The following is a 26704-nucleotide window of genomic DNA, read 5'->3' as shown; positions in this document are numbered from 1 at the left end:
CTAAATGTCCAGCCTTGTCACTAAAAGTGATTGCATCGCAAAATCCTAGCGGAATGTCGACTATAGAGATGTTAAGAGCAGAGATGTTAAGAAGCGAGACGTTCAGAAGCGAGGATCAAAGCATGGAGGGTTTATCGTGAAATTTCTTATTGCCCCAGATTCATTCAAAGAGAGTATGACCGCCTCAGTCGCCGCTCACACCATCGCTAGAGGTATTAAAGCCTGCTTACCAGAAGCGATTACCCTTGAGCTTCCCCTTGCGGATGGCGGTGAAGGCACGATGGATGTTCTAGTTAATGCCTTAGAGGGCTGTAAGCAGCAATATCAAGTGACAGGGCCGTTGTTTGAACCTGTTAAAGCAAGCGTCGGCCTTATTCAAGACAATACCGCCATTATTGAAATTGCCGAAGCGGCAGGCTTACATCTTGTGCCTGTTTCGCAGCGTAACCCAGAGCAAACGACGACTTTCGGGGTCGGCGAGTTAATACAACGTATGTTGGATCAAAACATTCGTCGCTTTTTGGTAGCTTTAGGGGGCAGTGCCACCAACGATGGTGGTCTTGGTCTGCTGGTAGCGTTAGGGGCGAAAATATACGATAAATCAGGTCAGGCACTTTCTCCTATAGGTCAGTCCCTTGGGTTGGTGGCAAACTTAGATCTCAGTGCTTTAGATCCGCGCCTGAAGCAATGTTCTTTTATGGTGGCCTGTGATGTAACTAATCCATTAATAGGTTCTGACGGTGCTAGCGCGGTTTTTGGGCCGCAAAAAGGCGCGACACCAGAGCAAGTAATTCTTCTAGATCAAGGTATGTCCCATTGGGCTAAACAGCTTAATCGATTCTATGGTTCTTCTGGGAACAGCATTGAAACCTTACCCCGTGGCGGTGCTGCCGGTGGTTTGGGTGCTGTATTTCATACTGTTTTTAAGGCGAGTTTAAAGCCGGGAATTGATCAGGTACTTAAAAGCGTTCATTTTGATCGCCTTTGCCAAGATGCCGACTGGGTTATAACCGGAGAAGGTGCGATTGATGGCCAGTCTCTTGCGGGAAAAACGCCAGTGGGGGTTGCAAGGCGAGCAAAGCACTTTGGGGTTCCCGTGGTTGCATTGGCCGGTAAGTTAGGAAAAGGCTATCAAGGTGTTTATAATGAAGGTGTTGATACTATTTTGTGCATCACTCCAGAAGGCCAGCCGCTGGAACAGGCTTTAGAGCAGGCTGAACAGCATCTGTATGACTCAACGATACAGGTTGTACGCCAGCTCATGGTTTGATGGCTATCGTTCTATGCAATTTAGGATATGTAATGCAATTGAGTCTGCCATATAAAACCATCGTTTTTCTTGTTTTAAGCATTTCGTACTCACTTTCTTTTGCGGACATATCCATATCCGTCACTCAGGAAAACAGACCAAAAGAGCAGAACTCTGCCTTTCCTGAACAGGAACGTATTAATATCGCTTTTTTTGAGTACCCTCCGTTGGGGCATTTAGCACGATCAGGGCGTATCTCCGGTACTGCGGTTGAAACGGTTCGTGAGATTTGCTTTCAGGCGGGGCTTAACTGTCACTTTCGATTATTACCCGTTGCCCGTGTTTACCGTAGTGTTATTAGCGGCGATGCCCAGGTCATTATGACCGGTAGTCACCCCAGTTTTGATGCCTGTTGTCGTTTAGCTCAATGGCAATACCCTTGGTCCGCCGGTATTTATTCCCGAGCACCGGAATCAATGATTGCAGAAACTGAAGATGAGCTAAAATACCATAAGATGATTATTATACGGGGGTGGCGCTCTAATTTTCGTTACTTCCCTAATCTTCAGCGTTTGTCTGACAATGGACTGGTTAAACTGTCGGTGGCACAAGATAGCCTAGGGGCTATTCGGATGCTACAGCGAGATCGAGCGGAGTATATGTGGGGTGGCGACAGCTTCCATTGGTATCTTCAAAAGCTTGGGCTGGAAGATGAGTTTAACTTTAAGCCGCTTATCTCAATACCGCTAGGGTTGTGGGTCGATAAAGACCGTCCTGATATTCTTCAGGCTCTGAATAGAGGGTTTAAGAAGATGAAGGATAAAGGTCTATTGAATGCAAGCCATCAAACACTAAATGACGAACTAATGTCTCAGCGCTTAGAAGAGGCTGTAAGGTATTAGCCTGCTGATTTAAGAGTTGATTTTCTAATGCCAAATAATAAAAATAACCAAAAAGATCAATTAAAACAACGATTTGAAGCCCAGAAAGTAGCATTTCTTGCAGAGCCGTACCCCTCAGCAGACAAGCGTATCGCCCAGCTTACTCTGCTTGAAAGTGCTCTTAAAGCCAACACTCCTGCATTAAAAACAGCTTTGGATTTGGATTTTACCAACCGTAGTCATTGGGAAACCGAGTTGGCAGAAATTATGCCAACCCTACAGGCTATTGGTTATAGCAAGAAGCGTATTAAAGACTGGATGAAACCTTCTAAACGACATGTTGGTTTGTTGTTTAAGCCTGCCAAAGCTTGGGTTCATTATCAGCCGTTAGGGGTGGTAGGTATTGTTGTGCCGTGGAACTATCCGATCTTTTTGGCGCTTGGCCCGTTAGTGACCGCTTTGGCATCGGGCAACCGAGGGATGATCAAGTTATCGGAATACACTCCGGCGACAAATCAGGTTATTAAGCAGCTAGTGGAATCGGTATTTTCTTCTGATGAGGTTGCTGTTATCGAAGGCGACGTTGAGCTTAGTGCTGCATTTTCAGCACTACCGTTTGATCACCTGATTTTTACTGGCTCTACGGCTATTGGGCGACATGTGATGTCCAGTGCCGCTAAAAATCTAACCCCTGTGACTCTTGAGCTGGGCGGCAAATCACCCGCAATTCTTACACCGGAATACCCTATAGAGACGGCTGTTGAACGCATTCTTTTTGGTAAAACCCTGAATGCTGGACAAACGTGCATTGCACCGGATTATCTCTTTTGCCATGAGAATCAATTAGCGACTCTTGTTGAAATATTTAAAAAAACTTACCAGAAAATGTACCCGAATTTTTACAGTAATCCTGATGTGACAGGTATTATTACCGAAAATCATAGGGTACGTTTGATGACGTTGAAAGCAGACGCAGAACATGGTGGTGGCACAGTTTTTTCTATGGTTTCTGACTCTAGCTCTATGGTTTCTGATTCAGCTCATACTGAAGGTCAGGCCAACCATAGAAGAATGCCGCTGCATTTGGTGCTAAACCCTGATCTTGAATCAAGTATTATGCAGGAGGAGATCTTTGGGCCGCTTCTGCCAATATTAACGTATACGCATTTGGACCAGGTGGTTGAACATATTAATCAAAAGCCGCGACCTTTAGCATTGTACTTATTTAGTGATGACCCGAAGATTCAAGAGCGCTTTTTACTCAGGACTCATAGCGGCGGTGTTTGTATTAATGATACGCTGCTGCATGTGGCTCAAGATGACCTACCTTTTGGCGGTATAGGTGATTCCGGTATCGGTCATTATCATGGACATGAAGGTTTTCTGCGTCTATCGCACAGTCGATCTGTTTTTAAGAAAGGACGTATTAATTCAACTAAGTTGAGCTACCCACCTTACCGTTATTGGCCATTGCGTCTGTTGCAGCGGTTTTTTGGTTCAGGCCGTTAGATTTTTGATTACAAACTAGGCCATGACTACAGGCGTAGGTCGAATGCGCTCACGTAGATATTATCTTCAAAGACGTTAATGAATCCAAGCCTGTTCGAATTATGGCTGCGAGCCTGATTGAGTGGAGGAAGGATGCCAATTGGCCAGAAATACAGAGGTCTTTATCAAAAGATCTTATTTTATATCAAAATAATCCATTGAAAAATTGAGGCTTTATATGTCTATTGAAATCGGTGAAAAACTACCTAATGTAGAACTAAAAGTAATGGGCGATAAAGGCCCTGAATCTGTACAAACGGATGATCTTTTCACCGGCAAAAAAGTTGTTCTATTTGCTGTTCCTGGTGCTTTTACTCCTGGCTGCTCCCTAACTCACCTGCCGGGTTTTGTTGTTCAGGCTGATGTCATTAAAGCGAAAGGCGTAGATTCTATTATCTGTACCTCCGTCAACGATGCTTTTGTGATGGATGCATGGGGCAAAAACCAAAATGCAGACGAGATCATCATGCTAGCGGATGGCGTAGGCATCTTAGCTGAAGCCGTCGGCCTTGAAAAAGACCTTACCGAAGTACAATTTGGTGTTCGCTCACAACGTTACGCTATGATTTTAGACGACGGCGTAGTGACCTATCTTGGGGTGGATGACAAAGGCGTTGAAAAAAGTAGCGCAGAGACCATTCTCGCCCAACTTTAAGCAGGTTTTGGGGTGAAATATAAGGTTGTAAAATAGAGGGACTAAAAGGATGCGCAATTTTTTTCAAAAAGTGCTTGCGTAACAGAACCTTATCCTTATAATACGCCCCATCAAAGACGTGTAGCTCAGTTGGTTAGAGCACTACCTTGACATGGTAGGGGTCGCTGGTTCGAGTCCAGTCATGTCTACCAAAACGCTATAAAAAACAGTCACTTACGGGCACAGCTCGGGTGGCTGTTTTTTTTTGGCAAAAAATTGGCAAAGTTTTGGCAAAACTTAATTACGTTTTAAGCTGAAATCAGCTCTGCACTCAGTCCAGTCTTCATGCCTGTCAGTGTAGTGTGCGGTCATTTTTCCGGTGCTGTGACCCATCAGGGTTTGTACGTATTCTGGATCAAAACCAGCCTGTAAATACAAATGCCCACCCAACGCGCGGATCTCATGAAAAGTGGGGCGCTCTTCAGCGGGAAGGGCTGCAATAGTCGAAACCTTGTCTCGGTATTTCGCGAACTCTTTTGATAGGAGTTCGTCCCTTACCTGTGCCCAGTGCTCTAAAATATTGCTGCGTTTAATTCTGTAAGGTCTTCTGTGAATGACAAAAGGACAGGCGATACCATCAGCGCGGCTTCTATGAATGATATCAGCCAAGGTATCGGTCATTTTGATGCGCAGCCTTGCCCGCAGGCCGTGTTTTTCTGTTTTCTGCTGAATGATATAAAGGCAGTCCTCTCGAATATCCTCATAGCGCATTTTGCAGAGGTCGCCACGGCGCTGCAGTGTCACCAGAGCAAGATCCATTGCTATCTGTAGCCATTCTGGGCTTTGGCGATAGATAAGGTCAAAGTCGCGCTGGGTCATTGCTCTTCGTTTTTTGGCATCTGGAGTCTTCTTGAGCGTATGTTCTGCTGGGTTTTCGTTTACCAATCCCTTGGTTCTGCCGTATCGGAATACATCGATCATTAGAATACGCATTTTGATATAGGCGTTGTTTTTAAAGCCTTCATCAAGGTAGTTGGAAATAAAGTGGACGGTCATCCCGTCCAGTGGGCTAGTTGAAAGATCTTGATCAAGGCGGTTCAGTTGGTAGTTAACGATTTGAAGGGTCTTTTGTTTCAGGTTTTTGGTGGGCAGATAATCATTCTTGTACCGATCGATCAGCTTGCCAAACGTATCTGCACTTGAGTTAGCTAGGATGCGTTTGGCCAGATCAGTATTGGCGGTCAGAATGGCATTGAGCTTACGGGCGGCCACGTTTGCCTTCGTCTTATCTGTACCCATACCGTGAAACTTTCCAGTGATGGGGTGACGATAGCGGTAGTAGTCGCCATTTTTATACAGATTGGGCTCAAGCCCTTGGTTTCTTCTGCCTTGTTTGCGGGTATTCATCTTCCTGCTCTCAATACCGAATCAACCAATTCATCCCCTGTGGTGAGCTGTTCCTCAATAATATCGACGAACCAGCTGCCACCAATCTTTTTGGCTCCTGGAATATCACCCCTATTGGCCCATTTCCGAACAGTAGACTTACCCGGTGGGTGAGTGAATCGCTCTGTTCTCCACTTCTCAAGAGGCATGAGTTTAGGCATGTGTTCCATGAGCATTCTCCTTAGAGTTTGGTTGATTCTGGGGTAGCCGTTCATTCATCAGTTGTGCAATAAACGTCAGGCCTTCATTAGTGACTTTGGTGGTTTGGGTGTACACCTTCTTGCGGCCCTGTTCGTACACGCCGTCTTTCACAATGAAAAACGGCTGTAAGTGGCAGAGGTTGTAAGGTGGCACGGTTCCCTGAAAGCCGGCGTGTTGACGCAAAAACTTGTACAGGGCGTTGCGCCCTCCTGGGAAGTTCAGCTTCTTAGCGGCTTCTTCAACGGTTAAGAGACTCATGATAGGCTCCTGAGGTCATCAACTTGCTGGCTTGCATGGCTTCTTTACGGGCGGTGCGTTTGCAGGTGGTGGTTTCGCAGCCGGTTAGAAACCAAAATACGCGGTTGTTTTGGTCGCGCTGGGCGGCCATTTCAAAGTAGCCGATACGAATGTCATGCTGTCGTAGCTGCTGTTCGGTGTAGGCGTAGTAGTTGCCGTCTGCCTTAACAGCGTCTGAGCGTTTAGAGGGCAGAGTTTTGGTGAGTGCGTTCATGCAGTGTCTCCTGACATAAAAAAAGCCCCTGATGGGCAGGGGCTTGGTTGGTATTGCTTGGGTGTTGACGGTTTAGGTGTTGAAGGGTAAGGGTGGAACCGCTGTCGAGCTTTCGCTTCACTCTGTTCAATAAGAAGGGTGATTGCGCCATGAAGCGCTTCTTTGTAACTTTGCCCTTCGCAGAGCATTAACCGGCCTTTAACGCGAAATTCCGCCAACCAATAAACGGGTTTTTGATCATCATGCTGTGCGGTGATTTTCATGTTTTTGCTCCTTGCGGGGTTTTTTCAGCATCTTGAGTAGTGTGCTTCTATACTGACCTATTGTTTGATGCTCCATCGCTTTTGTGTCGCTTTTGATAAATTCGGAAATCTGCGCGACTGCTTTTTGCGATTGGTGTTTTTTACGCAGGTGATTAAACAGATAGATCGGGGTATAAAGAGGCCGATCCTCGCCTAAAACGAAGTAAAGGCCGTCTAGCCTGCCGGTGAGTTCGTAGTGTGATTCGTGGCAGCCATCGTGTGTTTTTGGGTAGAGGGTATCAGCGGATTTTGTCTCTAAGGTGTGAATTTTTTGGCGAATCTCAGACGCTGAGCGCACGAAATCGGCACCAGCCTGAGAGGGCGGTGTTTGTGTGGTCATGGGAGGATTCCTTTCAGTGAATTGCGGCTATTCAGGCAGGCCGTATTCAGTCTCTTCAATGCTCTTCTCCTTGCGGATTCAGTTTTTAAGAAAGGTTTGCTGTTGGTTTCTGAATTATGTCGGGTGCATTTCCGGTGGCCTCAGTCTTTTCCAGAACGCCTTACGTGCCTTTTCTTTTGAGGCTGTATATAAATCCAGTGATTTTTTAAAGACGGATTTTGAGGCACTTTTGGGAGTTTTTGCAGCCACCGGTAACGGGTTTTCTGCCAGTGCCATGACTGAAACGGTTAAGGCCAGCTCAATCAGCACGGCTACAAGAAGGTAGGCGGCGGTCATGGTTTGATCTGGGGTTAGGCCAAGCGGCTGGCTGATGCGGTCAAACAGCGCCATAGCGGCGGTGGTATTGGTTGGCGGTAAGGTATCCAGTTGCAGGCGTAGGTCGGCAATGTTCGCCTGAATGGCCGGTAGCTTATCCAGCGTGGTCATTGCTCGGGCGCGGTAGCCGTTTTCGGTATCCAGCTGAGCGGTGGTTTGTACGGCCTTTGCTTGGGACTGCAGTTGCTCAATCTGGCTGATCAACAGTTGATAAGCGGTGCTGTTGGTCTTAGCGAATTGCTGTTGCTGCTGGGTATCACCGATCAGCGCACCGGCGCTGGCCGCGATACTCAGCGCCGTAAGCAGTGCCCATGTTGCAAAGTAGAGCAAGGCCGATGCCCGAAACCCCAGCGCCCAACGGCGCAGGCCAAAGGGCATAGCCGCGTATTGCACCAACGCCAAAGCAACCGCCACCGCACTGTAAACCCAGCCGGTAGCGGCATCGTCTGCCAGTTGCAGCAGCAAACGCACACTAAAAAAACTACTGGCCAGAAAAAGAATGGCCGTCGTCAGCATCCAGATTGGGCGCATAGGTGGCTCCTGATGATGTTTTTTTGATAGAGTATTGCGACGAATCAGCTAAGGAATAAGCGATGAAGCCAAGGACACCGGCGAAACATAAGCCCCACGTAAAGTCATTCTGCCGTCAGTTGGTGCTCGGTCAGGCACCGCTGTATGTCAGCCACCAGCCCCTGATTGATCAGCCATTTCTGGAATGTTTCTCGATTGTTGAACAGCATGTGCTCGCCAATGGTGGCAAACAGCACGTCGGCTGGCTGATTACCGAGTTTCGGAAGGTCTGGCTCGAAGCAGAGTTCCATACCATTTGGGAGCGGGAAGACGGCGTACTGATTGATCTTACGCCCCGATCCCGAGCGCCGGACAAGGTGCTCTTTCTGCCCGACCCGAAACGCCAATACCAAGGCCGAAGGGTCAACAGTGTGTTCAAGCCCCTGTCGGGCCATAGCGCCGTAAAGCGCTTTATCGCCTGCGCGGATGAGCACTTCCGCATCCTTGAGGAAAGCGACCTGCCCAATAAAGAGACCGTCGCGTTTCAGATAGAGCAGGAGATGAACCAGTTGATGGAGCGGATTGTTCAGGATCACTTTTAACGCCTCGTCAGACCAGCTGACAGGCAAAGAGGGGCGAAGGTGAATCATGGGAATGTCCTTATAATGGGATACGGTTTTAACTTTTAAAGGAATTGGACGATGCGATCTAAAGAACATTATGAAATTATTCATAAACTCCATAAGAACCAAGGTGGCCTGAGGTATTCTTTAGAGCTGTTTGCCGATCATCTTGGGGATCGTGAAGGCTATAAGGGCTTGGAGGGCATGGATAACATCTACTATTACCTGTGCCAAAAGCATAATTATCTGCCTGCTCAAGTGCGGGATATGCCTTATGAAGATTTAAGCTTGCTTTTGAGCCAAGAAACGAAGGATTGGGTAATCCCTAAAGAATTTCGGTTTGATTGATCCTTGGCAGCGCGGATTAAATCACGGGCTTTAAGCTCGCATAGCTTGGCTTTGGCTAGCAGTAGTTCTCGCTCAAGCTCTTTATCGGGATGCCCTTCTTTGAGGTGTTTTGCCCGTAAACGGTAGCTTTCTGCGAAGGCTTTCTGTTGCTTTATCAGGCTATTTTGTTTCATGTGGCCGTCCTTGTTGGTGTGTCTCGGATCTTGTCCCGGTCTCCAGCTCGTAAGCCGTTGCAACTAGGTCTGACTGGATGCTTTGCAGTAATGAAGGCAATGCAGCACTCATTGCCTGAGCAACCTCAGGTAATGCTGTCAGACGAACATCTTGACGGCTATTACAGAGTGTTACAGGAGCATGCGCGTCTTCAGCTAGAGTGCGAACGGCTTCAAGGGGCGCTTCAAAAGCAAGGGTTACTGTAATGCCATCTATTGAGAGCTGCTGAGTGGTTTTCATGGCTTAGCATCCTCTTTAGTGGGTTTGGGTTGCCGATTGGATTCAGGCTCCTCCCGAAACAGCCGCGTCATACGCTGGCTGATATGGATGGACAGAATGCTTGATGTGCGCTCATGCAGATCGATCAGCGCCTTGTTAAGGGTTTGCGTGATACCTGGGAAAGCCTCCTCCCGAATATCACCGTATTGTTCGTAGAACCGCTTAAGGCTGATCTCGTTAATCACCAGAGATTGCAACGCCTCGGGAGAGGCTTCAACCGAAAGGGTCAGCGTGACACCGTTAAGGGTCAGGTCTTGAGTGGTTTGCATTGGCATGCGCCTTTTTTGCTATGGCTGTATAAAAGTAATCCTTGATATGATGGTTTTCCCCACAAGGACATTTGCTTTAAGAACGGAGGCTGTATGAAGAAGCAACAATCAAAAATGACCGTCTGCGGGTTTAGTCGGACGGCTTTTCAAGATGAGAAAGGCAACGTGGTGGTTGAAAACCACGATTGATCGCTGACAGGTAAACAGAAGCTACCCCGGCATCAACCAGAGGGTAGCTTTCAAGCACCTGATCAGGCTTCAGTGTTGGTTTTGACTTTAAACGGGTCAGGCGCGTTGCATCGCCTTCAACTTCAACAAGCCAGATAGAGGGCTGACTGTGATCCTCTAAATCGCGGGCTTTAAGTTTGCAAAGCTCGGCTTTAGCTAACAGCAGCTCTCGCTCAAGTTCTTTATGTGAGTGGGCTTTCTGATTTGGTTTCATGGGGCTGTCCTTGTTGGGGGGATTTTGATTGAGCTTTGCTCACGTTAAGCTGGGCTGTGAGTTGGGCACCAATGTTAACCAGCTCTTTGGCAATCTTTCGTTTGTTAATGACAGCACTAAGAGTCGATAGGGCGATATGTGACGGAACGGGTGGGAAACTGTTAAGAATTTGGCAGGTGTCAGTTTGGGGTTTGCCTTTCATTTGGTGCATGGTTAGGGTTCCATTCTGGTCGCGGATTACCCAGTAAGTTTCGTTAGGTTGTTTGGTCATATTTGGCCTTTGTTTATTGATTGGGAATTGAGAAACATACATAAGGAAAGCCTATGGGTCTTAAAATGCACAAGTGGCTTGTATATACCGTAATTGTTGGTCTTATTCCGATGATTGGCAGGCTATTTATCTATTCGATATCTGAAGGTGGAGGGGTGGAGTTTATTTCATCCTCGGATATTATTGCGTTTGGTTTGATCCTTCATATATCCAACATTAATGAGCTTGAACACATCGATGACCAGTCGGCTTGGAAGACATGGGCGAATGGACTCGCGATCGCATTTTTGGCGATTTACAGTGTGTCCTTTACTGCGGTGGTCTCGATTGAGGGCGGTGTAGCCAATTTCAATGCTCAGGTCGTTAGAAGCTATCTGATGGTAATTGCTGGGGTCTCATTTACGCTGTGTGCGGTTTTTAGCTACAGGGCTTCAAAGTATCAGGCCGTTAGTCAGCAGGTGAAAACCGAGAGAGCAGGAGATTAGCTATGGAAACTGCAATGATGTTAATAACCTTGCTGGCTGTACTTCTCGGAGGAGGTTTTTCTATCTATACCGTAATAGATACGAGAAAAAAATTCTCAGATGAGTACCTGGCTGAGCGAGAAGAGCGGCGTAAGAGATACGAAGAAATAAAAAAATAAATGTGAACATGAAAGTATAAGGATGCACTGTGATTAAGAGCTTTATTTACTTAGATAATGACAAAATGTTCTCTCTTTCATCTCAGATTTTTGAGGGTGTTACGGAGTATGTGCTTAACGAAGAATCTATTGGCCGAGATGACAGCGGTACGAACACAAAGAAAGAGCTTGGTGGTAGCAGTAAAGTTATTGCTGATGTTATGAGAGAGTCAAAAGTAAGTTCAGAGAAAAAGTATCTGCATGATTACTCAATGACATTATTTGAAAAAGAAATGCATGAGTCAGGTAAAGTATTAACGATTGATTCTGAAACTGATATGGAAGAGGCTTCAGAGATTTTAAGTGATTATTCTTTTGTAAAAATAAAATCTAAAGCTAAGTTTATTGATTTTGCTGAGCTTTATGAGCTTATGAAAAATTATCGTAATTTGGCAGTTGATATAGCAAATGCTAGTCACCGTGAATTAATTGCAGAGAAAAAAATAGAATTTGAAAAGCTGAAAAATAAGCCTAAGAAAAACAGTGATGACAAAAAGCTTATTTCAAGGATTGAGAAACAAGGTGTTGCAGCTATAGTTCATGAAAGCCTCCACGGTGAGCGGCTCTCAGAGGATTTTCTAAATGGGCTTTCTGGGATGATTGAGTTCGGTTTTGATAAACAGCTTATGTTAACTCAAGAAATTTCAGGGGTTAAATTTTCGACTGTATTAAATAGAGATTGTTTACGTGAAACGTACAAAAGCGTTCTTAGCAAGTACGCCAGAAAAACAGGTAAAGATGTTGTTGTTTTTGGGATGGTTTCTCAAGGACTTGGAGAGTCTCAAAAGATTAAAAAACTAGATAAGCCGGATCTTTCTAACTTAAGAGCTGCTGTCGATAACTTCTCTGAGCATATGTTCAACATAGACTGCTCAATATCCGGTAAGGCCGAATCGGAAGTTGTTATAGACCCCATCGCTATATATTTTGAGCTGTAGATCAAATAAGGTGTATTTTAATAAGGATTTATCATGGCAGATGATTTACTTTACCACTACACCAGCATTGGTGGTCTTAAAGGGATGCTTGACAGCCAGTCTCTTTGGATGACAGATATTAATTATCTGAATGACTCTGAAGAAGGGAAGGATTTTATAGCCCATATAAACAATTTCTTATGCCAAAGTGATTTTGAACAAATAGTAGAGAAAAGCAAGCTATGGTCATTAATAAAGGATCTAGATTTTATTAGGTCTGCAATCATTGAGTTCGCATCTCCAGATTTTTTTGATGAAGCAAAACTAGACAGTTACTCAATTTCTTTTTCAGCCAAACCTGATTTGTTAAGTCAGTGGAGAGGTTATTGCCCTCCCGAAGGTGGTTTATGCTTAGGTTTTTCTGGCCTTGAATCAATATCAAGTATTAGTGGTTATGAAGGTGATGATAATTCTGATGAATATTATATCTATCATTCCAGTTGTCTTTATGGTGAGCATGAAAAAAACGCTGCAACAATAAATTTCATTAATAGTTATTTAGATCTTATATATAATATTTATTTGAGAGGTGTTAATGATAGAAAATACAAGCCAAATATTGATGAAATGTTTGAGATTTTCACTTTTTATTTCAATAATTTAACCATTTTTAAGAATAAGCACTTTATGGAAGAAAGTGAATTTCGGATAATAGCAAATTGCAAAAGAGAAATTGTAAACCCTAATTTTAGAGAAAAAATGAATATACTGATTCCATATATAAAGCTTAATTTCAATACGGAAAATTTAAAGAGGATCATTATTGGTCCCTGCGCAGATCAAGCTTTAGCGGAACAAAGCCTGCAAAGATTTTTAGGCTCCTTCGGAAGTGACTTTGAGCATGTAAAAATCGAATGTAGCGACATCCCCTACCGCCAGCTCTAATCTATCTCAAAACCCCGCCTCACCCGAGGCGGGGTTTTTTATTGCCTAAAGAACTCAATGGCGGTTTGCGATCACCGCCGGTAGCCAGTCGATCCTTGTTAGGGGCTGGGAAATCTTTGACCTGATTCCGAGGCTGCCGGTCAAAGCTCTAAACTCATCCGGCTTGTTAGCTCGGAATAGAGTTTAGCCAAGTAAACTATAAGGGGTCAACAAAAAGTTTAGATATTTAAACTTTCTGTTTTTTTATTGAGTTTGGTCGGTAGAATTAAAAAGCTCGACCAGCAAAGACAACAACGCCAACGATGGTGCAATTGCCGTTAATTGGGATGATTTGCTCAGGCCAATTAGAGTTTAAGGGTTTCAGGTACTTATGGCCGCCTTCAATGATTAACTGTTTGAAGGTTGCTTCATCTTCATCATCAAGACGGGCCACTACATAAGATCCGTTGCGCCACTCTGATTCAGGGTCAACGAAAATCAGATCTCCATTTCTGAATTGTGGCTCCATGCTGACACCTTGTACTTCCAATACAAATGAGCGATCGCTACAGGCAACCGGACAAGGGTAGTGAAGAGCTTGGCTTGGGTGCTTCTCCACGATACTTGACCAAGAGCCAGCCTGAACCCAGCTAATAAGAGGCAGTTTCTTTTTAAACTCAGGGCCAGGGGTTGTGTCTTGGATCAGCTGGGATTCAGGCTCGCCTTTTCCTGAGATCAACCACTCCTGAGAACACTTAAGTAGTCCGCTAAGTCGGAATAGGTTTTCGCCGCTGGGCTTGGCTGCGCCATTAAGCCACTGGGAGACAGCGCCTTTCGATACTTTCAAGGTCTTTGAAATATCAACGGCCCTGATATTCAGCTCTGTCATTCTTTGTTTGATTCGTTCTGATATATGCATGGTTAAGAATGCTAAACCTTTTATGGTTCGCTTTTGTAGACTTTGAAAGTTTAGCAGGATAAACTCTTGGTTCTTTGTAAGTTGTTTGAGGCGTATATGAATAAACAAACTGCCATTGACTTTTTTGGTAGCGCTTCAGCGTTGGCAAAGGCGCTGGGCGTTTCCAAGTCTGCTGTTTCTCAGTGGGGTGAGCAGGTTCCTATGCGCCGTCAGTTTGAAATTGAACACGTTAGCGGTGGTGTGCTGCGTGCGGGTTATTGCGGTGAGTTGGTGCTGACCGATGATAGTTTGCCCGCTGCGGCCTCGCGATAAAACGTGCATTAAAGGAGAAGAACAACATGGGACGCGGAGCAGGACTTAAACACGATGGCGGCACGGTGTCGCTGTCTTTGGCGTGTTATCACGCGGTTTACGATTACCCCGGTGGCCCGCAGGCGGTGTCTGCGGTTTTCGGTTGGAATCCACGCACGCTGGGTAACAAGCTGAATCCCACCATTAAAAGCCACCTGCTGAATGCGGATGAGGTGACGGCCATTTTAGAGCTGACCAAAGACCCGCGCATTTTACAGGCGTTGGGTGAGCCGGTGGGCGCAACTTGGACGTGGTTGGATGATGTGCGGGATGAGCTGACGGATCTGGATGTACTGGGTTCTGGTGCGGCGGTGATGGATGGTGCTAATCGTGCGATTCAGGAGGTGATTAAGGCGCTGGATGACGGTGCGGTGGATCGGGTGGAGTCGGGCAAGATTAATGCGGCGATTCATGAGGCGCAACGTCAGTTGACGGTGCTTAAGAAGCTAGCGGAACAGTTTGAGGAGTAGGTGATATGAGTGATGAAAATAAAAAAAATGAGTTTCCGGCTATTAAGGCTGATCAGTTGAAAACGGTTGTGGGGTATGGCGGGGTTAACCAGAAGATTCGACAAGCTAAAGAAAGTGTTCTGAAGGCGATGGTTGATATTCGTGGCGGGTATTTTGGTTCGAGCAATGTAGCAAGGCCAGAGCTTGAAGAGACTGTGGTTTATAAACGATTGCTGGTTATATCCGAAGCTCTGTCCGAACTGGACGATCTGACAGAGCCCAATATCACGACGCGGCTTTAGTTCTCTCTTGCAGCTCTTATTCTGGCGATCCGTGTGATCTGGCCTATTTGGTTTTTCATCTTGCTGTAAAGCAGTTCGCCGTTGTGCCCTTTGTTCTTGTTGTTGGGCAGTTGATAGTAGCTTCCAGCGCATTGAGACATCTCCCGGGCTTTTTCTGCAGCGGTGCTGTCTAGGGCGCTGAGCTGGTTCGCGAGAAATCTAATGCGCTGCTCTGCGAGTTCGTTAGGGGTGGCGACACAATGTTTGCTGAGGACTTCATCAAGTTCGTTAGCGATATCCTGAATTTTTTGTGAGGTTTTCATGACTGAAAAATCCTTTTCTGATGTTGGGTATGACGATTCTTTCGACACTGCGGTGACGTCAACCGTTGGCTTAGCTCGTCTAATGTCGCTGGTTAAGGTGACAGAAATCTTTGGGCGGGGGAAGGGTAAACCCACGCATCGTTATGTGACGCGTTACTGCTGCCCTAAAACAGGGGATACCCTTGCGGCTTTTGATTCAATGCACAAAGACCCTATGGCACCGCTTTATCCTGGTTATGTATGGCCTGAGCCGGTCGAAACCTGTGAGCCAACTTTTGAGATGCGTTGTTCGTCCTGTTTAGGGGCAAAGTTGGTGTCTCTTATTGAGGTGTTTGATGTCTTTGGTGATGGATCGGAAGGCTGTCCACGACGTGTGATCCACCGTTATTACGACCCCGATACTGGTGAGCTGGTTGCGGTGCATGACACTGATGATGGGCACCCTAATTTGCCTCTCAGTTCTTATTTTGAGCCACGGTAGGCTTCTGGTTATGAGCTTCTATTCCGGCCCTTAGCGGCTACCTGTTTTTTTCTTCTGACATTTTTCTGATTTTTTCACTGTGCCGTTCGGGCTACAGGGGTTTTCTACGCCCGAAAGGAGGGTTTTTTATGAGTGTTGAACTGATTACTACGCTGCTACAGCAGACGATTGCTTATCATCCGGTGTTCCGTGATGTGGCGGGTTCTACGGTGGGTGGGGTGTTTCTGAGTCAGGCGTATTACTGGTCTACCGGTGGCCGGATTGCGGCTGAGCGTGGCGGTTGGTTCTACAAGACCGGTACACAGTGGGAGGCTGAGACGCGGTTAAGCCGGTCTGAGCAGGAGCGTGCGCGGCGTGATCTGAAGGCGGTAGGGTTGCTGGAAGAGAAGCGCCAAGGGCGTCCGGCTAAGATGTTTTTCCGGCTGAATGTGAAGCGGTTATATGCGCTGATTGAGGCGCTGGCAGGGGATAAACCGGCCGCTAAAAAACCTAAGAAAAACCGTAGTTTGCAGGATTCTGCACTCAAGGCAGAAGAACCAGAAAAAGCCAATAAAAACAACAGTATGCAGGATTCTGCAAACTTGCCGGAGCCGGAGGCACCCAAACCACCGGATAAGCCGGAAAAACCTAATGAAATCAGCAGTATGCAGGATTCAACACTTAGATTGCAGGATTCTGCATCCCAGTTTGCAGAATCCTGCAAACTATATACAGAGACTACAACAGAGATTACTACAGAGACTACAGCTGACGGCGACGGCGCGCGTGACATAAATTCAGCGGTGGTGTCTGGGAATGACCGTGAGCCGTTCTCGATGACCTTGGACTGGCAGCCGAGTGAGCGGTTTGTGGCGTTGTGTCGAACGCAGGGGGTGGATCTGTCTCGGTTTGATCAGGTGGGGTTTGTGGATCAGTTGGGAGATTTTCGAAGTTACTGGCATACGGCGACGGATCGGGCGCTGTCCCAAGGCCAGTGGGAGCATAAGTTTGCCCAGCAGTTGAAGCGGGCGGTTAGAAATTTCAAGGAGTCACGTCATGCAACAGGTCAATCCTCAGGTTCTGCAAAATCTCGCTCAGGGGCGGCCATCCTCGCTGAGGGCTGTGCTGGGGCATTCCGTTGAGTCTCAGCCTAGCGAGGCTTTGGCGGTGGCGGGTAGCCGGTATTCAGGTCGTGTTATCGATCGGTTTTTTGTGCGTATGACCAGCAACTACGGGCACTTGTGGTCTAGCCGGTTTCCCTCTGGTGACATGCTGAGTGCGGCTAAGGCGGAGTGGGCGCAGGCGTTGGATGGCTTCACGCTGGATGAGCTTAAACACGGGATTGATCGGTGTTTTGAGCAGTACGGTAAGCCGCCATCGATGACGGAGTTTGTGCGCTGCTGCAAACCGGCCTATGAGGATTTTGGCCTGCCGGATTTCGAGGCGGCTTACGGTGAGGCGTGTGCTAAGTCCCATGAGCCGAATAGCCCTGATATGCGGTGGAGTCATCCGGCGGTGTATCACGCTGGGCGCAAGGTGGGTTGGCATGGTCTGCATTGTGGTTTGCGGGGGGTTAAGACTCGGTTTGAAACGGTTTATCAGGTTTTTTGTCAGCGGGTAATGGCGGGTGAGCGTTTGAGTGGGCCGGTGTTGAGTGCCGCTGCGTTGGAGCACAAGGCGGGCACTAAGACACGAACTGAGCAGGAAAAACAAATGGCTCAGCAATGGCTGGGCAAGATGAAGTCGAGTTTGAACAGGGCTGGTAATGCGGGAGGTGTCAATGGGAATGCATGAGGTGTTAGCTGGGCAGGGTCGGTCTGTTCAGGATGCGGTGAAGCGTCTGGGGCCTAAGCGGGGCGGGTTGATCCCGTCGGTGGATCGTAAGCTAAAGGCGTGGGGTGAGTGGACGTTGCGCAATGAGAATTCAGGCGGTGGTGAGGTGGCGGGTGTATCCATGCTGGGTAAGCTGATCGAGGGGCGAGGTATGTTGGTTCGTTCTACTGATCCTTCTGTGGGGTCGATGCCGGATGAGGTGTTTGATGTGGGTCGGGCGGTGGAGCGTTTGCCGGTGAAACTGCAGCAGGTGGTTGAGGCGCAGTATCTGGATCTGGCAGCGACTCATCAGCAGCGGGCGGAAGCCTGCGGATGTGCCTATAAGACGTTTTATCGACGTCTGGCAGAGGCGCATCAGCGTATTTTATTTTCAATGCAGGCCGCATTCTAGAGGGGCTTGGCGGCCTTGCCAGATGGGTTTGATGCGGTGTGTATGAAATTTCTATTTGACACAGATGACAATCAACCGTTAGAGTTCAGGCATTGTCGTCTTAGTGCGACCCGAGAAAGCCCAAGGTTAATGCCTTGGGCTTTTTTGTGTCTGACATTTGGCGATGAATGGATAAGCTCGGCCCTTTACGGGGTTGGGCTTTTTTTGTGTCTGGGATTTGGCTGCCTGATCACGGGCAGGGGGTGACTATGAAAACGCTGCTGAGCTGGCTGGTTCGCTTTGGTCTGCGTGTTCTGATGGATAAGGCGCTGCGCAGTGCTGTCTATCAGGCTGTGGAGGTTGCAGAGGCAACCGGCCTGAAAGGTGAAGAGAAGATGCAGCAGGCGCTGGAGTACGTTAAGAGCGTTGGCGGGCAGGCGGTATTGCGGGAAACGGAATCAACACTGCGGACGAAGATTGAGCAGGCGATTGATGATCTGAAGCTGTCTTCAAAGGGGGCACTGTGAGTCAGTCGGTAAAGGATGTTTTGCTGCCTCAGTTGAAGGCACATGAGGGCTTGCGGCTTAAGCCTTATCGCTGCACTGAAGGGAAGTTGACCATTGGTGTCGGGCGTAACCTTGAGGACCGGGGCATCACAGAAGATGAGGCGCTCTATCTGCTGGCTAATGATGTGGATGATGTGCTGAAGCGTCTGCAAGAGGTGTCGGTATTCAATCAGTTGGATACGGCCCGTCAGGCGGTTCTGGCTAATATGGCGTTTCAACTGGGTTTTAGTGGTTTGTCGAAGTTTCGCCGGATGTGGGCGGCTCTTGAAACTGAGCACTATGATCAGGCTGCTATGGAAATGATGAATAGCCGCTGGGCTGTACAGACGCCTAATCGAGCCTATCAGCTATCCGTGATGATGCGGGAGGGTAATGATGCCAAGCAATCCGAATAACTGGCTGCAGATGTTGGCACTGGGGATGTTTGCGGTGGTGGCGGGTGCGTTGGACTTTCTGCATGGAGTTCATACGGGACGGCGTAAGTGGCACGTTCTAGCGTTCATCCTGCATCTTTGTCTGGCACTGCTGACGGGGTCACTGGCAGTGATGATCGTCACGGAGCTGGGCTACTCCATTTATGCGGCGGGTGCAGCCGCTGGTGGTGCGGGCTTTATGAATGTGCGGCTGTTTGAGTTGTTCGAGCATAAGGCTCGGCATTGGAAAAGCGGCTGATCCTGTTGCCTCTTTCTCTGCTCTGCACTATTGCCTGTGCTTGGGCAGGCACCGGATGGCTTAGCTGTCCGGTGTCTCTTTTGTTCTCGGGCTTCTCCCAGAAAACAGCGGGTCCTTTTCTCGGATTTACAGTGTACGGGGCAGAAGACCGCAGGCTTTGTGGAGATGGGTAAATTTTGGAGGGGGTTATAATAATAACTCTCTGAATGATAAGGAGTTTCTTATGGCAGGCTTTGAATGTCTAGAGGCTGAAGCCACTCAGTCTGGCTTTGCTGGTCTGGTTGGTATCTCTCAGCCGTCAGTTTCTAAACGGGTTAAATCAGGGTTGTTAACCCCTGGTGATTCTTATTGGCACTGGCTTCTTGATTACGTTGAAGAGTTAAGGCGGCAGGCGGCAGGGCGAAATGATCAGGAAGGATTTCAGGAAGCCCGCACCGAAGATATGAAAGCGACTGCCGCCATGAAGCGACTATCTCTGCATGAGAAAGCAGGCAACCTGATTGTTAAAGCAGAGGCCCATGCGTTGCTGTCGAATTGGGCCAGCTTTGCCGTACGGGAATATTCCGCTGCGGTCAGCCGAATGGTTGCGGATATAGAGAGTCAGTGCGGTGTAACAGTACCGCCAGAGGTTATAGAAAAACATGCTGCCACTGCGATCAGAAGAGTTGGAGATTATGGGCGAAGCCCTGGAATTTCTGGCGTCGGAGGTGGCGGAGATCTTCCAGCCGAAAGCGAAGCAGGCAACGGTTGATTGGCTGCAGGAGCACTACGAGCTGCCTGATTTTGGCCTCTACGACTTTTACTACACACCTTACTTCTTGGGTGTCGCCAATGCGATAGACGATCCTAAAGTTAAAGAGATCGTCCTCATGAAAGCCGCTCAGATCGGCTGGACTTATTTGTTGCTTGGGCTGATCTTCAAAAAGATCACCGAGGCGGGTGTATCGCCTATCGCCATCATGGCGCTGTTTGCAAAAACAGCCGATGGCAAAAACTTTCACGATGAAAAGTTAAAGCCAGCCGTTCAGGCCAGTGAGCTACTGGCTGCCCTGCTGGATGTATCTCAGCGTTCTGGTAATCGCTGGGATAACAAATCATTCCCCGGCGGATTCCTGAAAATTGTGGGGTCGAACTCACCTGGTAACGTCAAATCGACCTCCAAAGTAGGTTTGGCCATTGTAGAGGAACCGGACGACACCACCGACAACGTAGCCGGTCAGGGTGATGCAATTACTCTGCTGGAAGAGCGCCTAAAGCGGTTTGTCGGATCACTAATGATGATTGGCGGTACACCCGCCATCAAGGGGCTGTCCAAAACAGCGGAGCGCCTAAAGAAGTCCGATAAGCGTCAACTGCCGATTATCTGCCACAACTGCGAAGCCAGCCATGTGCTGGACTGGTCGAATGTTCATTGGGATCACGATGAGAACCAACAGCATGAGATTTACGGCACAGCGCTGCCGAACACCGCTATCTATCGCTGCCCACACTGCGGCTTTGAATGGGATGACAACCAGCGGAAAAACAACATCCGCAATACCTGCTACGGCGCTTTAAAGTCCGGTGATAAAAATGCGGGCTGGGTCGCAACCAAAGAATTTGATGGTGTTGTTGGGTTTCAGGATCTGTCTGAGCTTTACGTCTGCATGGACGGAACCAGCCTCGCTGATGTAGTGAAAAGTTATCTGGAAGCAGAAGCTAAAGCCGCTAAGGGGGATGAAAACTCCCGCCGAACCTTTATCAACCAGAAACTGGGTAAAGAGTACGAATTTAAAGGTGATCACGCCACCGCAGAACAGTTGCGTGAGCTGTGCCAACGCTATGAAGAGATGGTGGTTCCCCGTGATTGCCTGATGCTAACCGCCGGTATCGATGTTCAGCGGAACCCTGCCCGTGTCGCCGTGGTGATTAGAGCTTGGGGCCGTAATGACCTGTCCCGCTTGGTTTATTGGGGAGAGCTATCGGCTCATAAATCCACCGTTGATCCGAAAGATGCGGTTTGGGATGACCTGGAAGCCTTTCTCTTCCAAGAGTTCAAAACCGAAGCAGGCTACCCGATGTTTCTGTCTGCTGTATCCATCGACTCTTCAGACGGTTTTACCTCTGACGCGGTGTACAACTGGGTGCGAACCCGCAGCAAGCAATATCCCAAGACCCTCGTGATGGCCATTAAAGGCTCATCCGCCAAAACTGATCCTGAAATTTTCGTAACGCCCAAAGCAAAATCTGTTGATCACCGAAAGCCGGAGAAAGCGACCAAGGCCGATAAGAAAGGGGTCAAGGTCTACATCGTCGGAACCAACAAAGCGAAAGACTGGATCGCAGGCAAGCTCAAGCTGCTGACAGAAGGCATCAAACGCTTTCTGTATTACGAAGGTGTCCGAGATGACTACTTTGATCAGATTCTAGGGGAAGTAAAAGCCCCAGACAAAAGCGGTCGTATGGTCTGGCAGGCAAAGTCTGGCCAGCCCCATGAAGTGTTGGATTGCGAGGTTTACGCCCTGCATGCCGCCAGAGCACGACGGGTACATCTAATGAAGCCAGAGCAGTGGGACGCCCTTGAACGGGAGCTGAGTCAGGTAGATTTGTTCACCCTGCCGCAGGTACAGCCCCAGCAGGATGAACAGGAACAACAACACGACCCAGAGCCAGTGGATGACTGGATGGGCGACTACTCAGATGGAGACTCATGGTTATGACCGAATTACAGCAGGCCAGAGATATGCTGCAGTTTTATATCGATGCTGAAAAAGCAGTGCTGAAAGGGCAGTCCATGACCAAAGATGGCCGCACCTGGGAGCGGGCGAATCTGGCAGAGATCCGCACCGGTCGTAAAGAATGGCAAAGAGCCGTGAATCGTCTTTCTGTTTCGTCAAATCGTCAGAGTCCTGCACTGGCACGTTTTGAATAGGTCTTGTTATGAACCTTTTAGATAAAACAATTGCAGCGGTCTCACCAAAGTGGGCGCTGTCCCGACAGCGGATGCGCTCCGGCTTGGCGGCGTATCAGGCTGCAGTGCCCTCACGGACGCATAAAGTCGAGCGATCACGGGGAGATGCCAACGCCAGCATCTCCCGTGGAGCGGAATCCATTCGGGATCAGGCGCGACACCTAGAAGAAAACAGCGATTTGGCAGACGGCCTGCTGACTACGCTGGTCAATAATGTCGTGGGTAAAGATGGTATCGGCGTAGAGCCCATGCCGTTGGATCATACCGGGCAAGTACATGATGACTTTGCCAAAGAGCTGGCAGAAGGCTTTGCAGAGTGGTCTCTTAAGATGGAAACCACCGGCCAATGGTCACGCTCAGAAGTAGAACGGCTGGTTTGTCGTACCTGGCTGCGGGATGGTGAATGTCTGGGTGAACAGCTAATTGGCCGTATCTCCGGCTTTAATCACCCCAATACACAGGTGCCCTTTACCCTGCAGGTGATGGAACCGGACTTTTTGCCAATGGGCAAAACAGAGCCGGGCAACGGCATCTATCAGGGTATTCAGGTGAACCAGTGGCAGCAACCCACGGCGTTTCATCTGTACCTGAATCATCCCGGCGGCATGTTCGCCACCAGTCTGAAAACACGGGCGGTACCAGCAGACTTCATGCTGCACCTTAAACAGGTGAAGCGCCTGCATAGTCGCCGTGGAGTAAGTATTTTTGCCTCATCCCTGCAGCGGTTTGGTGGCCTGCAGAACTATGAAGAGTCCGAACAGGTCGCCGCCCGAATCAGTGCTGCCATGGCCTTTTATATCCGCAAAGGCGATACCACGGATTACGACGACCCAGGCGATAAAGCAGAGAAACGCCGTACACTACCGATCTCACCGGGTACCATCTTTGATGACCTACGCCCCGGTGAAGATGTAGGCACCATTGAATCGAATCGGCCTAGCCCCATGCTGCAGTCGTTTCGGGACACCATGATGCGGGCAATTTGCGCTGCTGCAGGAGGTGTTAACTTTTCCACCGTCTCCAAAAAATACGAAGGCAGCTACAGCGCCCAACGGCAAGAATTGGTGGATAGCTTTATCAGTTATGGCGTGTTGTCGAACGCCTTTATTAACCAGTGGGTACGGCCTATTTTTCGTCGTTATGTGCAGATCTCAATTCTGTGTGGCAGGCACGTACCACCGGCAGATCTGGATATACGCACCGTGCTGATGGCCTATTACCAGCCGCCCACCATGCCGTGGATCGACCCGGCCAAAGAGGCCAACGGCAACCGGGAGCTGGTACGCGGTGGCTTTGGCACCGAATCCGAAGTGATTCGCGGGCAGGGTAAAAACCCGCAGGCGGTTAAACGTCAGCGGGCGCGGGAGATCGAAGAGAACAGAGCGCTAGGGTTGGTGTTTAACTCGGATTCTTACCATGAGTATTACGGGAGTCGAGAGCCGGAACCCGTAAAACCGGAGGCATCCAATAGTGAATAGTCCTGAACACTTGTATTGACAAATTAGTTATTAAGACTAGGATAAGTGACAAATGAGGCGCGTAGGTGAGCGCCTCAAGTTAACCGTTTAGCATGAAAAATCAAGGGAGGTTGTCATGTTAAAAACAGCATTAAAAAACATGGTTGATCGCACCCGTTACCCTGAACTTGACCACATCTTGTGGGATTTTCACGCTAAGCTGATTGACCCTGATTTTGCCTTTGATATTTATGAGCGTCGTTGGAAATATGTTGATCCAAATGCGCTTGAAGCTGAAGAACAACAGCTGATTGAAAGGCTGACTCAGGAATACGGCAAAGGGCGCTTCATGCCTGCTATGTAGGTTACTATGCAATACGATGTAGCACATCACAGAATAATCGGATCAGCATTAAAGCAATTTAATGCTGATTTTTTTTGCGCCAATGACATCGTTTTTGGTGGCGGAACCCGGATCGCGCTTGAAATCGACGAATTCAGAGAGTCAGTTGATATTGATTTTCTGTGCCCAACCCAAGCGTCTTACCGTGCTGTCAGGCAACAGGTAACCAACGTTAGTTTGGGGCAACTGGTTAAAAGTGACTTTGAATACCCACGGGAAATTCGGGCGGATCGTGATGCAGTCCGAACCCTTATTGATTATGAGGGCTGCACCATCAAACTGGAGTTCGTTAACTTTAAACAGTGTGATATCCACTGGGAGGTAGCACCTGATGTATTTCCCGTGCCCTGCCTGGATCATACATCATGTTTTGCAACCAAGCTGATGGCCAATGCCGATAGGTGGGGTAACCCGCCCTATAAAGATATCTTCGATATTTTAGCCATGTATCGGCAATGGGGTGAGATTCCCGCTGTGGCAATTGCAGCCGCAGAGGCTGAATATGGCGAACGTGTCATCCTTCCGGCACTCAAGTCTGCATTACAGGATGTATTGGCAAATCCTGAAAAGTATCAGGAAGCCGCTGCAAACGTCCTGATGAAACCGGACTGGGCTGACGACCTGATTAAAGTTCAAGCGGAACAGCTTTTAGGCACCATGACTTAGATACGAAAAATGACGACACAAAACCGCCCACTCGGCGGTTTTTTTTCGTCCGGACAAAACAGACCTGTGTACCCATGTTCGGTACGCAGCTGACACACCAAACCCAAACCGCCACTCAGGCGGTTTTTTTATGCCTGTTCGTTTTGTATGCAGCCTAGGGTAGCTCCCGAAAGGCCGGTGCTCGGTGTTTTCCACCGGCGCGGCTGCATCCTTTATTCAGAAAACACGAGGAACGTCACAATGGAAAAAATGACCTTTGATAACACCCAAATTGAGTTTATCCGCCATGAAAATCAGATCTGGATGCGTGGTACCCAGATCGGTGCAGCCTTGGGCTATAAAAAGGGCGGTGATCGTGTCAGTGAGATCTATCAGCGCAACAAGGATGAATTTACAGCCACAATGTCAACGCTGATTAGTCTTCCTGACCTGCACCCGCAAATTGCGGGTGCAGGTCAGATGCGTGAAGTCCGTGTCTTCTCCCTTCGTGGTGCCCACCTTATCGCCATGTTTGCCCGTACCGAAAAAGCCAAAGGCTTCCGCCGCTGGGTACTGGATCTGATTGATGACTTTCACAACGGCACAGAGAAAGCCCGCGAAGCTTATCAACGGGCAGCCGAGCGGCTGGAAGAGGGACGCAACCGGGCAAGCAGCTGCGGAGCAGGTCTGAACAGCTGGAAACGGGCAAAGCCCGTGCTGGAAGGTGATCTGGAACAGAAACAGCTGCAGTTTGAGCTTTTGTTGGAGATGAGATATTAAATTAGGATGTTAGGTTTGATCTGTGTTTGTTAGTCTTGAAAAGCATTTGTCATCTCTAATAAACAAAGGATAGCTGGCTATGGAGCTGGAAAAAATCTTCAAAGATTTTCTAGAAAAAATGACACAACTGACATTGTTGCAAAGGTCAGCAGATAACGTTTTTATGAAAGAGATTAAGGCTCTAGAATTATATAAGAATGAGAGAGAAAAGCAGCCGGATATAGATAGTAAATATGTTGATCTTCATAATATGTTTTTCAGAATTGCTGGTACGGGAGAACATTATTTCTATAGCCATGTTGACCGAAGCATTGAAGAAAAAGAACTCTCAACATACGTTCACAAAAACCGTCAGTATCAATGGATATTAGCGGAGGCGTATGAGGAATTTGAAGATTTCCTAGAAGGTATCTACGCATGTGCTGCCTATCATAATCACAATTTATGGCCTTTAGGGGACTTCGGGAATATAAGGTTCCAAGAAATAGAAGGGAAAAATTTCAAATGGTTTTTGGAACAGGCTAAAAGAAAAAAAGGTGGTCCAAAAGCAATAATTAAAGATTTAAAGAAAGTTCTTCCAATTATTAATGATGCTGAGAGTAATAATAGTCTTAATATTGATCTTGGATTCGCCATTGCTATGATTGAAATGTTTAGGCATATCATTGTCCATAATGGCGGTCGGGTCAAAAATAAGGATGATTTCTCAAATAAAATATTTGAGAAATGCGGATTATCAAAAAAGGGTCAGATAGCAGATGAATATAGGAATTATATTTTGTATTTTTTTGGTAGAGACTACTTTGAAGATAAGATACTGCTTCTGGAAAGACCTATCGACTCTGGGCTACCTGGACATCATAAAAACATTGTAGATGAGCTTAACCGTTACCTTATGGCTTATGCCCATATGGTCTATATAGCTTTAGACAAATATATAAAAAATTGAAAAACAATATGTAGATCAATTCTTGCCACTCCTCAAGAGGGTGTTCATAGTTCTGTGTCACCCATTGCTTACAGATCTACGTAACCGTCGATCCGTCCTTCGAAGTGGATGCTCAGCTGCGATAGCGTCAGATTCCAGTTTTGCACCGGATGCGTCCACTTTTCTGATGCTTTTAACATACCGGCGTACAGCAGTTTGAGCAACGCGTTTTCATTGGCGAAGCCTCCCTTGGTCTTGGTCAGTTTGCGGAACTGGCGGTGTACTGCCTCAACCGCATTGGTCGTGTAAATCGCTTTGCGCACCTGCTCTGGGTACTTGAAGTAAACGGCCA

42 protein-coding genes and 1 tRNA gene are annotated in these 26704 nt (G+C 47.8%); 28 read left to right on the top strand and 15 right to left on the bottom strand.

Annotated features, from left to right (window positions below; genetic code table 11):
- Positions 1 to 136: 136 nt before the first annotated feature.
- The 5 genes from G517_RS0110895 to G517_RS0110875 all read left to right on the top strand — a co-directional run bounded on the left by G517_RS0110895 (position 137) and on the right by G517_RS0110875 (position 4524).
- Positions 137 to 1270: a glycerate kinase family protein gene (locus G517_RS0110895; RefSeq protein ID WP_028304439.1), complete on the top strand. Its 1134-nt coding sequence runs from the start codon at positions 137 to 139 to the stop codon at positions 1268 to 1270.
- A 38-nt stretch (positions 1271 to 1308) separates the two neighbouring features.
- Positions 1309 to 2151, top strand: coding sequence for a substrate-binding periplasmic protein (locus tag G517_RS0110890; RefSeq protein ID WP_157833189.1), 843 nt, complete (start codon positions 1309 to 1311; stop codon positions 2149 to 2151).
- 27 nt (positions 2152 to 2178) lie between these two features.
- Positions 2179 to 3639, top strand: a complete 1461-nt coding sequence (locus G517_RS0110885) for a coniferyl aldehyde dehydrogenase (protein ID WP_028304437.1) — start codon at positions 2179 to 2181, stop codon at positions 3637 to 3639.
- 217 nt (positions 3640 to 3856) lie between these two features.
- On the top strand, positions 3857 to 4333 hold the full coding sequence (locus G517_RS0110880; RefSeq protein WP_028304436.1) for a peroxiredoxin: 477 nt from the start codon (positions 3857 to 3859) through the stop codon (positions 4331 to 4333).
- A gap of 114 nt (positions 4334 to 4447) precedes the next feature.
- Positions 4448 to 4524: transfer RNA gene (locus tag G517_RS0110875), tRNA-Val, on the top strand.
- An 85-nt stretch (positions 4525 to 4609) separates the two neighbouring features.
- On the opposite strand, the gene G517_RS0110870 is transcribed toward G517_RS0110875, so the two are convergent.
- The 8 genes from G517_RS0110870 to G517_RS0110835 form a co-directional block, all read right to left on the bottom strand.
- The gene (locus G517_RS0110870) at positions 4610 to 5719 is read right to left on the bottom strand and encodes a tyrosine-type recombinase/integrase (RefSeq protein WP_028304435.1); all 1110 of its coding nucleotides are present in this window, start codon (positions 5717 to 5719) and stop codon (positions 4610 to 4612) included.
- Entirely contained in the window at positions 5716 to 5928 is a 213-nt protein-coding gene (locus G517_RS0110865; protein ID WP_245543235.1) for a helix-turn-helix domain-containing protein, read from the bottom strand. Before G517_RS0110865 ends, G517_RS0110870 begins: the two co-directional genes overlap by 4 nt.
- A complete protein-coding gene (locus G517_RS0110860; protein ID WP_028304433.1) occupies positions 5912 to 6217 on the bottom strand; it encodes a phage antirepressor KilAC domain-containing protein in 306 nt (101 codons plus the stop codon). The genes G517_RS0110865 and G517_RS0110860 overlap by 17 nt, the downstream gene beginning before the upstream one ends.
- Positions 6198 to 6470: a hypothetical protein gene (locus G517_RS0110855; protein WP_028304432.1), complete on the bottom strand. Its 273-nt coding sequence runs from the start codon at positions 6468 to 6470 to the stop codon at positions 6198 to 6200. The genes G517_RS0110860 and G517_RS0110855 overlap by 20 nt, the downstream gene beginning before the upstream one ends.
- On the bottom strand, positions 6467 to 6733 hold the full coding sequence (locus G517_RS0110850) for a hypothetical protein (RefSeq protein ID WP_028304431.1): 267 nt from the start codon (positions 6731 to 6733) through the stop codon (positions 6467 to 6469). The genes G517_RS0110855 and G517_RS0110850 overlap by 4 nt, the downstream gene beginning before the upstream one ends.
- Entirely contained in the window at positions 6711 to 7112 is a 402-nt protein-coding gene (locus tag G517_RS0110845; protein WP_028304430.1) for a hypothetical protein, read from the bottom strand. The genes G517_RS0110850 and G517_RS0110845 overlap by 23 nt, the downstream gene beginning before the upstream one ends.
- A 114-nt stretch (positions 7113 to 7226) precedes the next feature.
- Positions 7227 to 8018 (bottom strand): hypothetical protein, encoded by a 792-nt coding sequence (locus tag G517_RS0110840; RefSeq protein ID WP_028304429.1) that lies wholly within the window; start codon positions 8016 to 8018, stop codon positions 7227 to 7229.
- 104 nt (positions 8019 to 8122) lie between these two features.
- Positions 8123 to 8647 carry a hypothetical protein gene (locus tag G517_RS0110835; RefSeq protein WP_028304428.1) on the bottom strand — a complete coding sequence of 175 codons (525 nt, stop codon included), beginning with the start codon at positions 8645 to 8647 and terminating at the stop codon, positions 8123 to 8125.
- Between the two features lie 51 nt (positions 8648 to 8698).
- On the opposite strand from G517_RS0110835, the gene G517_RS0110830 reads away from it, so the two are divergent.
- On the top strand, positions 8699 to 8968 hold the full coding sequence (locus G517_RS0110830; protein ID WP_028304427.1) for a hypothetical protein: 270 nt from the start codon (positions 8699 to 8701) through the stop codon (positions 8966 to 8968).
- Between the two features lie 159 nt (positions 8969 to 9127).
- Here G517_RS0110830 and G517_RS0110825 read toward each other — a convergent pair whose 3' ends face one another.
- The 4 genes from G517_RS0110825 to G517_RS0110810 all read right to left on the bottom strand — a co-directional run bounded on the left by G517_RS0110825 (position 9128) and on the right by G517_RS0110810 (position 10442).
- Positions 9128 to 9421, bottom strand: coding sequence for a hypothetical protein (locus tag G517_RS0110825; protein WP_028304426.1), 294 nt, complete (start codon positions 9419 to 9421; stop codon positions 9128 to 9130).
- Complete coding sequence (locus tag G517_RS0110820) at positions 9418 to 9729, bottom strand: hypothetical protein (protein ID WP_028304425.1); 312 nt, start codon at positions 9727 to 9729, stop codon at positions 9418 to 9420. The genes G517_RS0110825 and G517_RS0110820 overlap by 4 nt, the downstream gene beginning before the upstream one ends.
- A 130-nt stretch (positions 9730 to 9859) precedes the next feature.
- Positions 9860 to 10171 carry a hypothetical protein gene (locus tag G517_RS18780; protein WP_036591248.1) on the bottom strand — a complete coding sequence of 104 codons (312 nt, stop codon included), beginning with the start codon at positions 10169 to 10171 and terminating at the stop codon, positions 9860 to 9862.
- Positions 10140 to 10442: a hypothetical protein gene (locus G517_RS0110810; protein WP_157833188.1), complete on the bottom strand. Its 303-nt coding sequence runs from the start codon at positions 10440 to 10442 to the stop codon at positions 10140 to 10142. The genes G517_RS18780 and G517_RS0110810 overlap by 32 nt, the downstream gene beginning before the upstream one ends.
- 53 nt (positions 10443 to 10495) lie before the next feature.
- Between G517_RS0110810 and G517_RS18775 the strand changes: the two genes are divergently transcribed.
- Genes G517_RS18775 through G517_RS0110790 form a run of 4 tightly spaced genes read left to right on the top strand, consistent with a single transcriptional unit; the run spans position 10496 to position 12986 of the window.
- A complete protein-coding gene (locus G517_RS18775; protein WP_036591245.1) occupies positions 10496 to 10927 on the top strand; it encodes a hypothetical protein in 432 nt (143 codons plus the stop codon).
- 2 nt (positions 10928 to 10929) lie between these two features.
- Positions 10930 to 11085, top strand: coding sequence for a hypothetical protein (locus G517_RS20755; RefSeq protein ID WP_157833187.1), 156 nt, complete (start codon positions 10930 to 10932; stop codon positions 11083 to 11085).
- A gap of 29 nt (positions 11086 to 11114) precedes the next feature.
- Positions 11115 to 12062, top strand: a complete 948-nt coding sequence (locus tag G517_RS0110795) for a DUF6414 family protein (protein WP_028304423.1) — start codon at positions 11115 to 11117, stop codon at positions 12060 to 12062.
- A gap of 33 nt (positions 12063 to 12095) precedes the next feature.
- Complete coding sequence (locus G517_RS0110790) at positions 12096 to 12986, top strand: DUF2971 domain-containing protein (protein WP_028304422.1); 891 nt, start codon at positions 12096 to 12098, stop codon at positions 12984 to 12986.
- Positions 12987 to 13251: 265 nt separating this feature from the next.
- Here G517_RS0110790 and G517_RS21095 read toward each other — a convergent pair whose 3' ends face one another.
- Complete coding sequence (locus G517_RS21095) at positions 13252 to 13884, bottom strand: S24 family peptidase (protein ID WP_036591242.1); 633 nt, start codon at positions 13882 to 13884, stop codon at positions 13252 to 13254.
- A gap of 96 nt (positions 13885 to 13980) precedes the next feature.
- Between G517_RS21095 and G517_RS0110780 the strand changes: the two genes are divergently transcribed.
- Genes G517_RS0110780 through G517_RS0110770 form a run of 3 tightly spaced genes read left to right on the top strand, consistent with a single transcriptional unit; the run spans position 13981 to position 14986 of the window.
- On the top strand, positions 13981 to 14196 hold the full coding sequence (locus G517_RS0110780; protein ID WP_028304420.1) for a Cro/CI family transcriptional regulator: 216 nt from the start codon (positions 13981 to 13983) through the stop codon (positions 14194 to 14196).
- Positions 14197 to 14222: 26 nt separating this feature from the next.
- Complete coding sequence (locus G517_RS20175; RefSeq protein WP_051206307.1) at positions 14223 to 14705, top strand: phage regulatory CII family protein; 483 nt, start codon at positions 14223 to 14225, stop codon at positions 14703 to 14705.
- A gap of 5 nt (positions 14706 to 14710) precedes the next feature.
- Positions 14711 to 14986, top strand: a complete 276-nt coding sequence (locus G517_RS0110770; protein ID WP_028304419.1) for a hypothetical protein — start codon at positions 14711 to 14713, stop codon at positions 14984 to 14986.
- Here G517_RS0110770 and G517_RS0110765 read toward each other — a convergent pair.
- Positions 14983 to 15288, bottom strand: a complete 306-nt coding sequence (locus G517_RS0110765; RefSeq protein ID WP_028304418.1) for a hypothetical protein — start codon at positions 15286 to 15288, stop codon at positions 14983 to 14985. The two genes, G517_RS0110770 and G517_RS0110765, sit on opposite strands and share 4 nt — an antisense overlap.
- On the opposite strand from G517_RS0110765, the gene G517_RS0110760 reads away from it, so the two are divergent.
- The 15 genes from G517_RS0110760 to G517_RS0110690 all read left to right on the top strand — a co-directional run bounded on the left by G517_RS0110760 (position 15287) and on the right by G517_RS0110690 (position 26373).
- Positions 15287 to 15769: a hypothetical protein gene (locus G517_RS0110760; protein WP_028304417.1), complete on the top strand. Its 483-nt coding sequence runs from the start codon at positions 15287 to 15289 to the stop codon at positions 15767 to 15769. The genes G517_RS0110765 and G517_RS0110760 overlap by 2 nt on opposite strands.
- Positions 15770 to 15897: 128 nt before the next feature.
- Positions 15898 to 16890 (top strand): DnaT-like ssDNA-binding domain-containing protein, encoded by a 993-nt coding sequence (locus tag G517_RS20170; RefSeq protein WP_028304416.1) that lies wholly within the window; start codon positions 15898 to 15900, stop codon positions 16888 to 16890.
- The gene (locus G517_RS18760) at positions 16805 to 17542 is read left to right on the top strand and encodes a replication protein P (RefSeq protein ID WP_157833186.1); all 738 of its coding nucleotides are present in this window, start codon (positions 16805 to 16807) and stop codon (positions 17540 to 17542) included. Before G517_RS20170 ends, G517_RS18760 begins: the two co-directional genes overlap by 86 nt.
- On the top strand, positions 17529 to 17972 hold the full coding sequence (locus G517_RS0110745) for a hypothetical protein (RefSeq protein ID WP_157833185.1): 444 nt from the start codon (positions 17529 to 17531) through the stop codon (positions 17970 to 17972). The genes G517_RS18760 and G517_RS0110745 overlap by 14 nt, the downstream gene beginning before the upstream one ends.
- 248 nt (positions 17973 to 18220) lie before the next feature.
- The gene (locus G517_RS0110740; protein WP_157833184.1) at positions 18221 to 18478 is read left to right on the top strand and encodes a phage holin, LLH family; all 258 of its coding nucleotides are present in this window, start codon (positions 18221 to 18223) and stop codon (positions 18476 to 18478) included.
- Positions 18475 to 18912, top strand: coding sequence for a glycoside hydrolase family protein (locus G517_RS0110735; RefSeq protein WP_036591240.1), 438 nt, complete (start codon positions 18475 to 18477; stop codon positions 18910 to 18912). The genes G517_RS0110740 and G517_RS0110735 overlap by 4 nt, the downstream gene beginning before the upstream one ends.
- Entirely contained in the window at positions 18890 to 19189 is a 300-nt protein-coding gene (locus tag G517_RS0110730) for a phage holin family protein (RefSeq protein WP_084632173.1), read from the top strand. Before G517_RS0110735 ends, G517_RS0110730 begins: the two co-directional genes overlap by 23 nt.
- A gap of 223 nt (positions 19190 to 19412) precedes the next feature.
- The gene (locus G517_RS0110725; protein ID WP_028304411.1) at positions 19413 to 19940 is read left to right on the top strand and encodes a hypothetical protein; all 528 of its coding nucleotides are present in this window, start codon (positions 19413 to 19415) and stop codon (positions 19938 to 19940) included.
- On the top strand, positions 19831 to 21888 hold the full coding sequence (locus G517_RS18755; protein ID WP_084632172.1) for a terminase gpA endonuclease subunit: 2058 nt from the start codon (positions 19831 to 19833) through the stop codon (positions 21886 to 21888). Before G517_RS0110725 ends, G517_RS18755 begins: the two co-directional genes overlap by 110 nt.
- Complete coding sequence (locus G517_RS0110715) at positions 21885 to 22100, top strand: hypothetical protein (protein WP_102043365.1); 216 nt, start codon at positions 21885 to 21887, stop codon at positions 22098 to 22100. The genes G517_RS18755 and G517_RS0110715 overlap by 4 nt, the downstream gene beginning before the upstream one ends.
- An 8-nt stretch (positions 22101 to 22108) precedes the next feature.
- A complete protein-coding gene (locus G517_RS0110710; RefSeq protein WP_028304409.1) occupies positions 22109 to 23617 on the top strand; it encodes a phage portal protein in 1509 nt (502 codons plus the stop codon).
- Positions 23618 to 23732: 115 nt separating this feature from the next.
- Positions 23733 to 23960: a hypothetical protein gene (locus G517_RS0110705; RefSeq protein ID WP_036591237.1), complete on the top strand. Its 228-nt coding sequence runs from the start codon at positions 23733 to 23735 to the stop codon at positions 23958 to 23960.
- A 6-nt stretch (positions 23961 to 23966) separates the two neighbouring features.
- Entirely contained in the window at positions 23967 to 24665 is a 699-nt protein-coding gene (locus tag G517_RS0110700; RefSeq protein WP_028304407.1) for a nucleotidyl transferase AbiEii/AbiGii toxin family protein, read from the top strand.
- A 240-nt stretch (positions 24666 to 24905) separates the two neighbouring features.
- Positions 24906 to 25424, top strand: a complete 519-nt coding sequence (locus G517_RS0110695; protein ID WP_028304406.1) for a BRO family protein — start codon at positions 24906 to 24908, stop codon at positions 25422 to 25424.
- A 79-nt stretch (positions 25425 to 25503) separates the two neighbouring features.
- Positions 25504 to 26373 carry a hypothetical protein gene (locus tag G517_RS0110690; protein WP_028304405.1) on the top strand — a complete coding sequence of 290 codons (870 nt, stop codon included), beginning with the start codon at positions 25504 to 25506 and terminating at the stop codon, positions 26371 to 26373.
- A 68-nt stretch (positions 26374 to 26441) separates the two neighbouring features.
- Here the strand turns inward: G517_RS0110690 and G517_RS18750 are convergent.
- The coding region (locus G517_RS18750) for a transposase (protein WP_028304532.1) at positions 26442 to 26704 on the bottom strand (263 nt) is incomplete at its 5' end.

Origin of the sequence: Oceanospirillum maris DSM 6286 (assembly GCF_000422865.1) — a bacterium.
Classification (GTDB): Bacteria; Pseudomonadota; Gammaproteobacteria; order Pseudomonadales; family Halomonadaceae; genus Oceanospirillum; species Oceanospirillum maris.
This window is presented reverse-complemented; position numbering and strand designations above follow the sequence as displayed.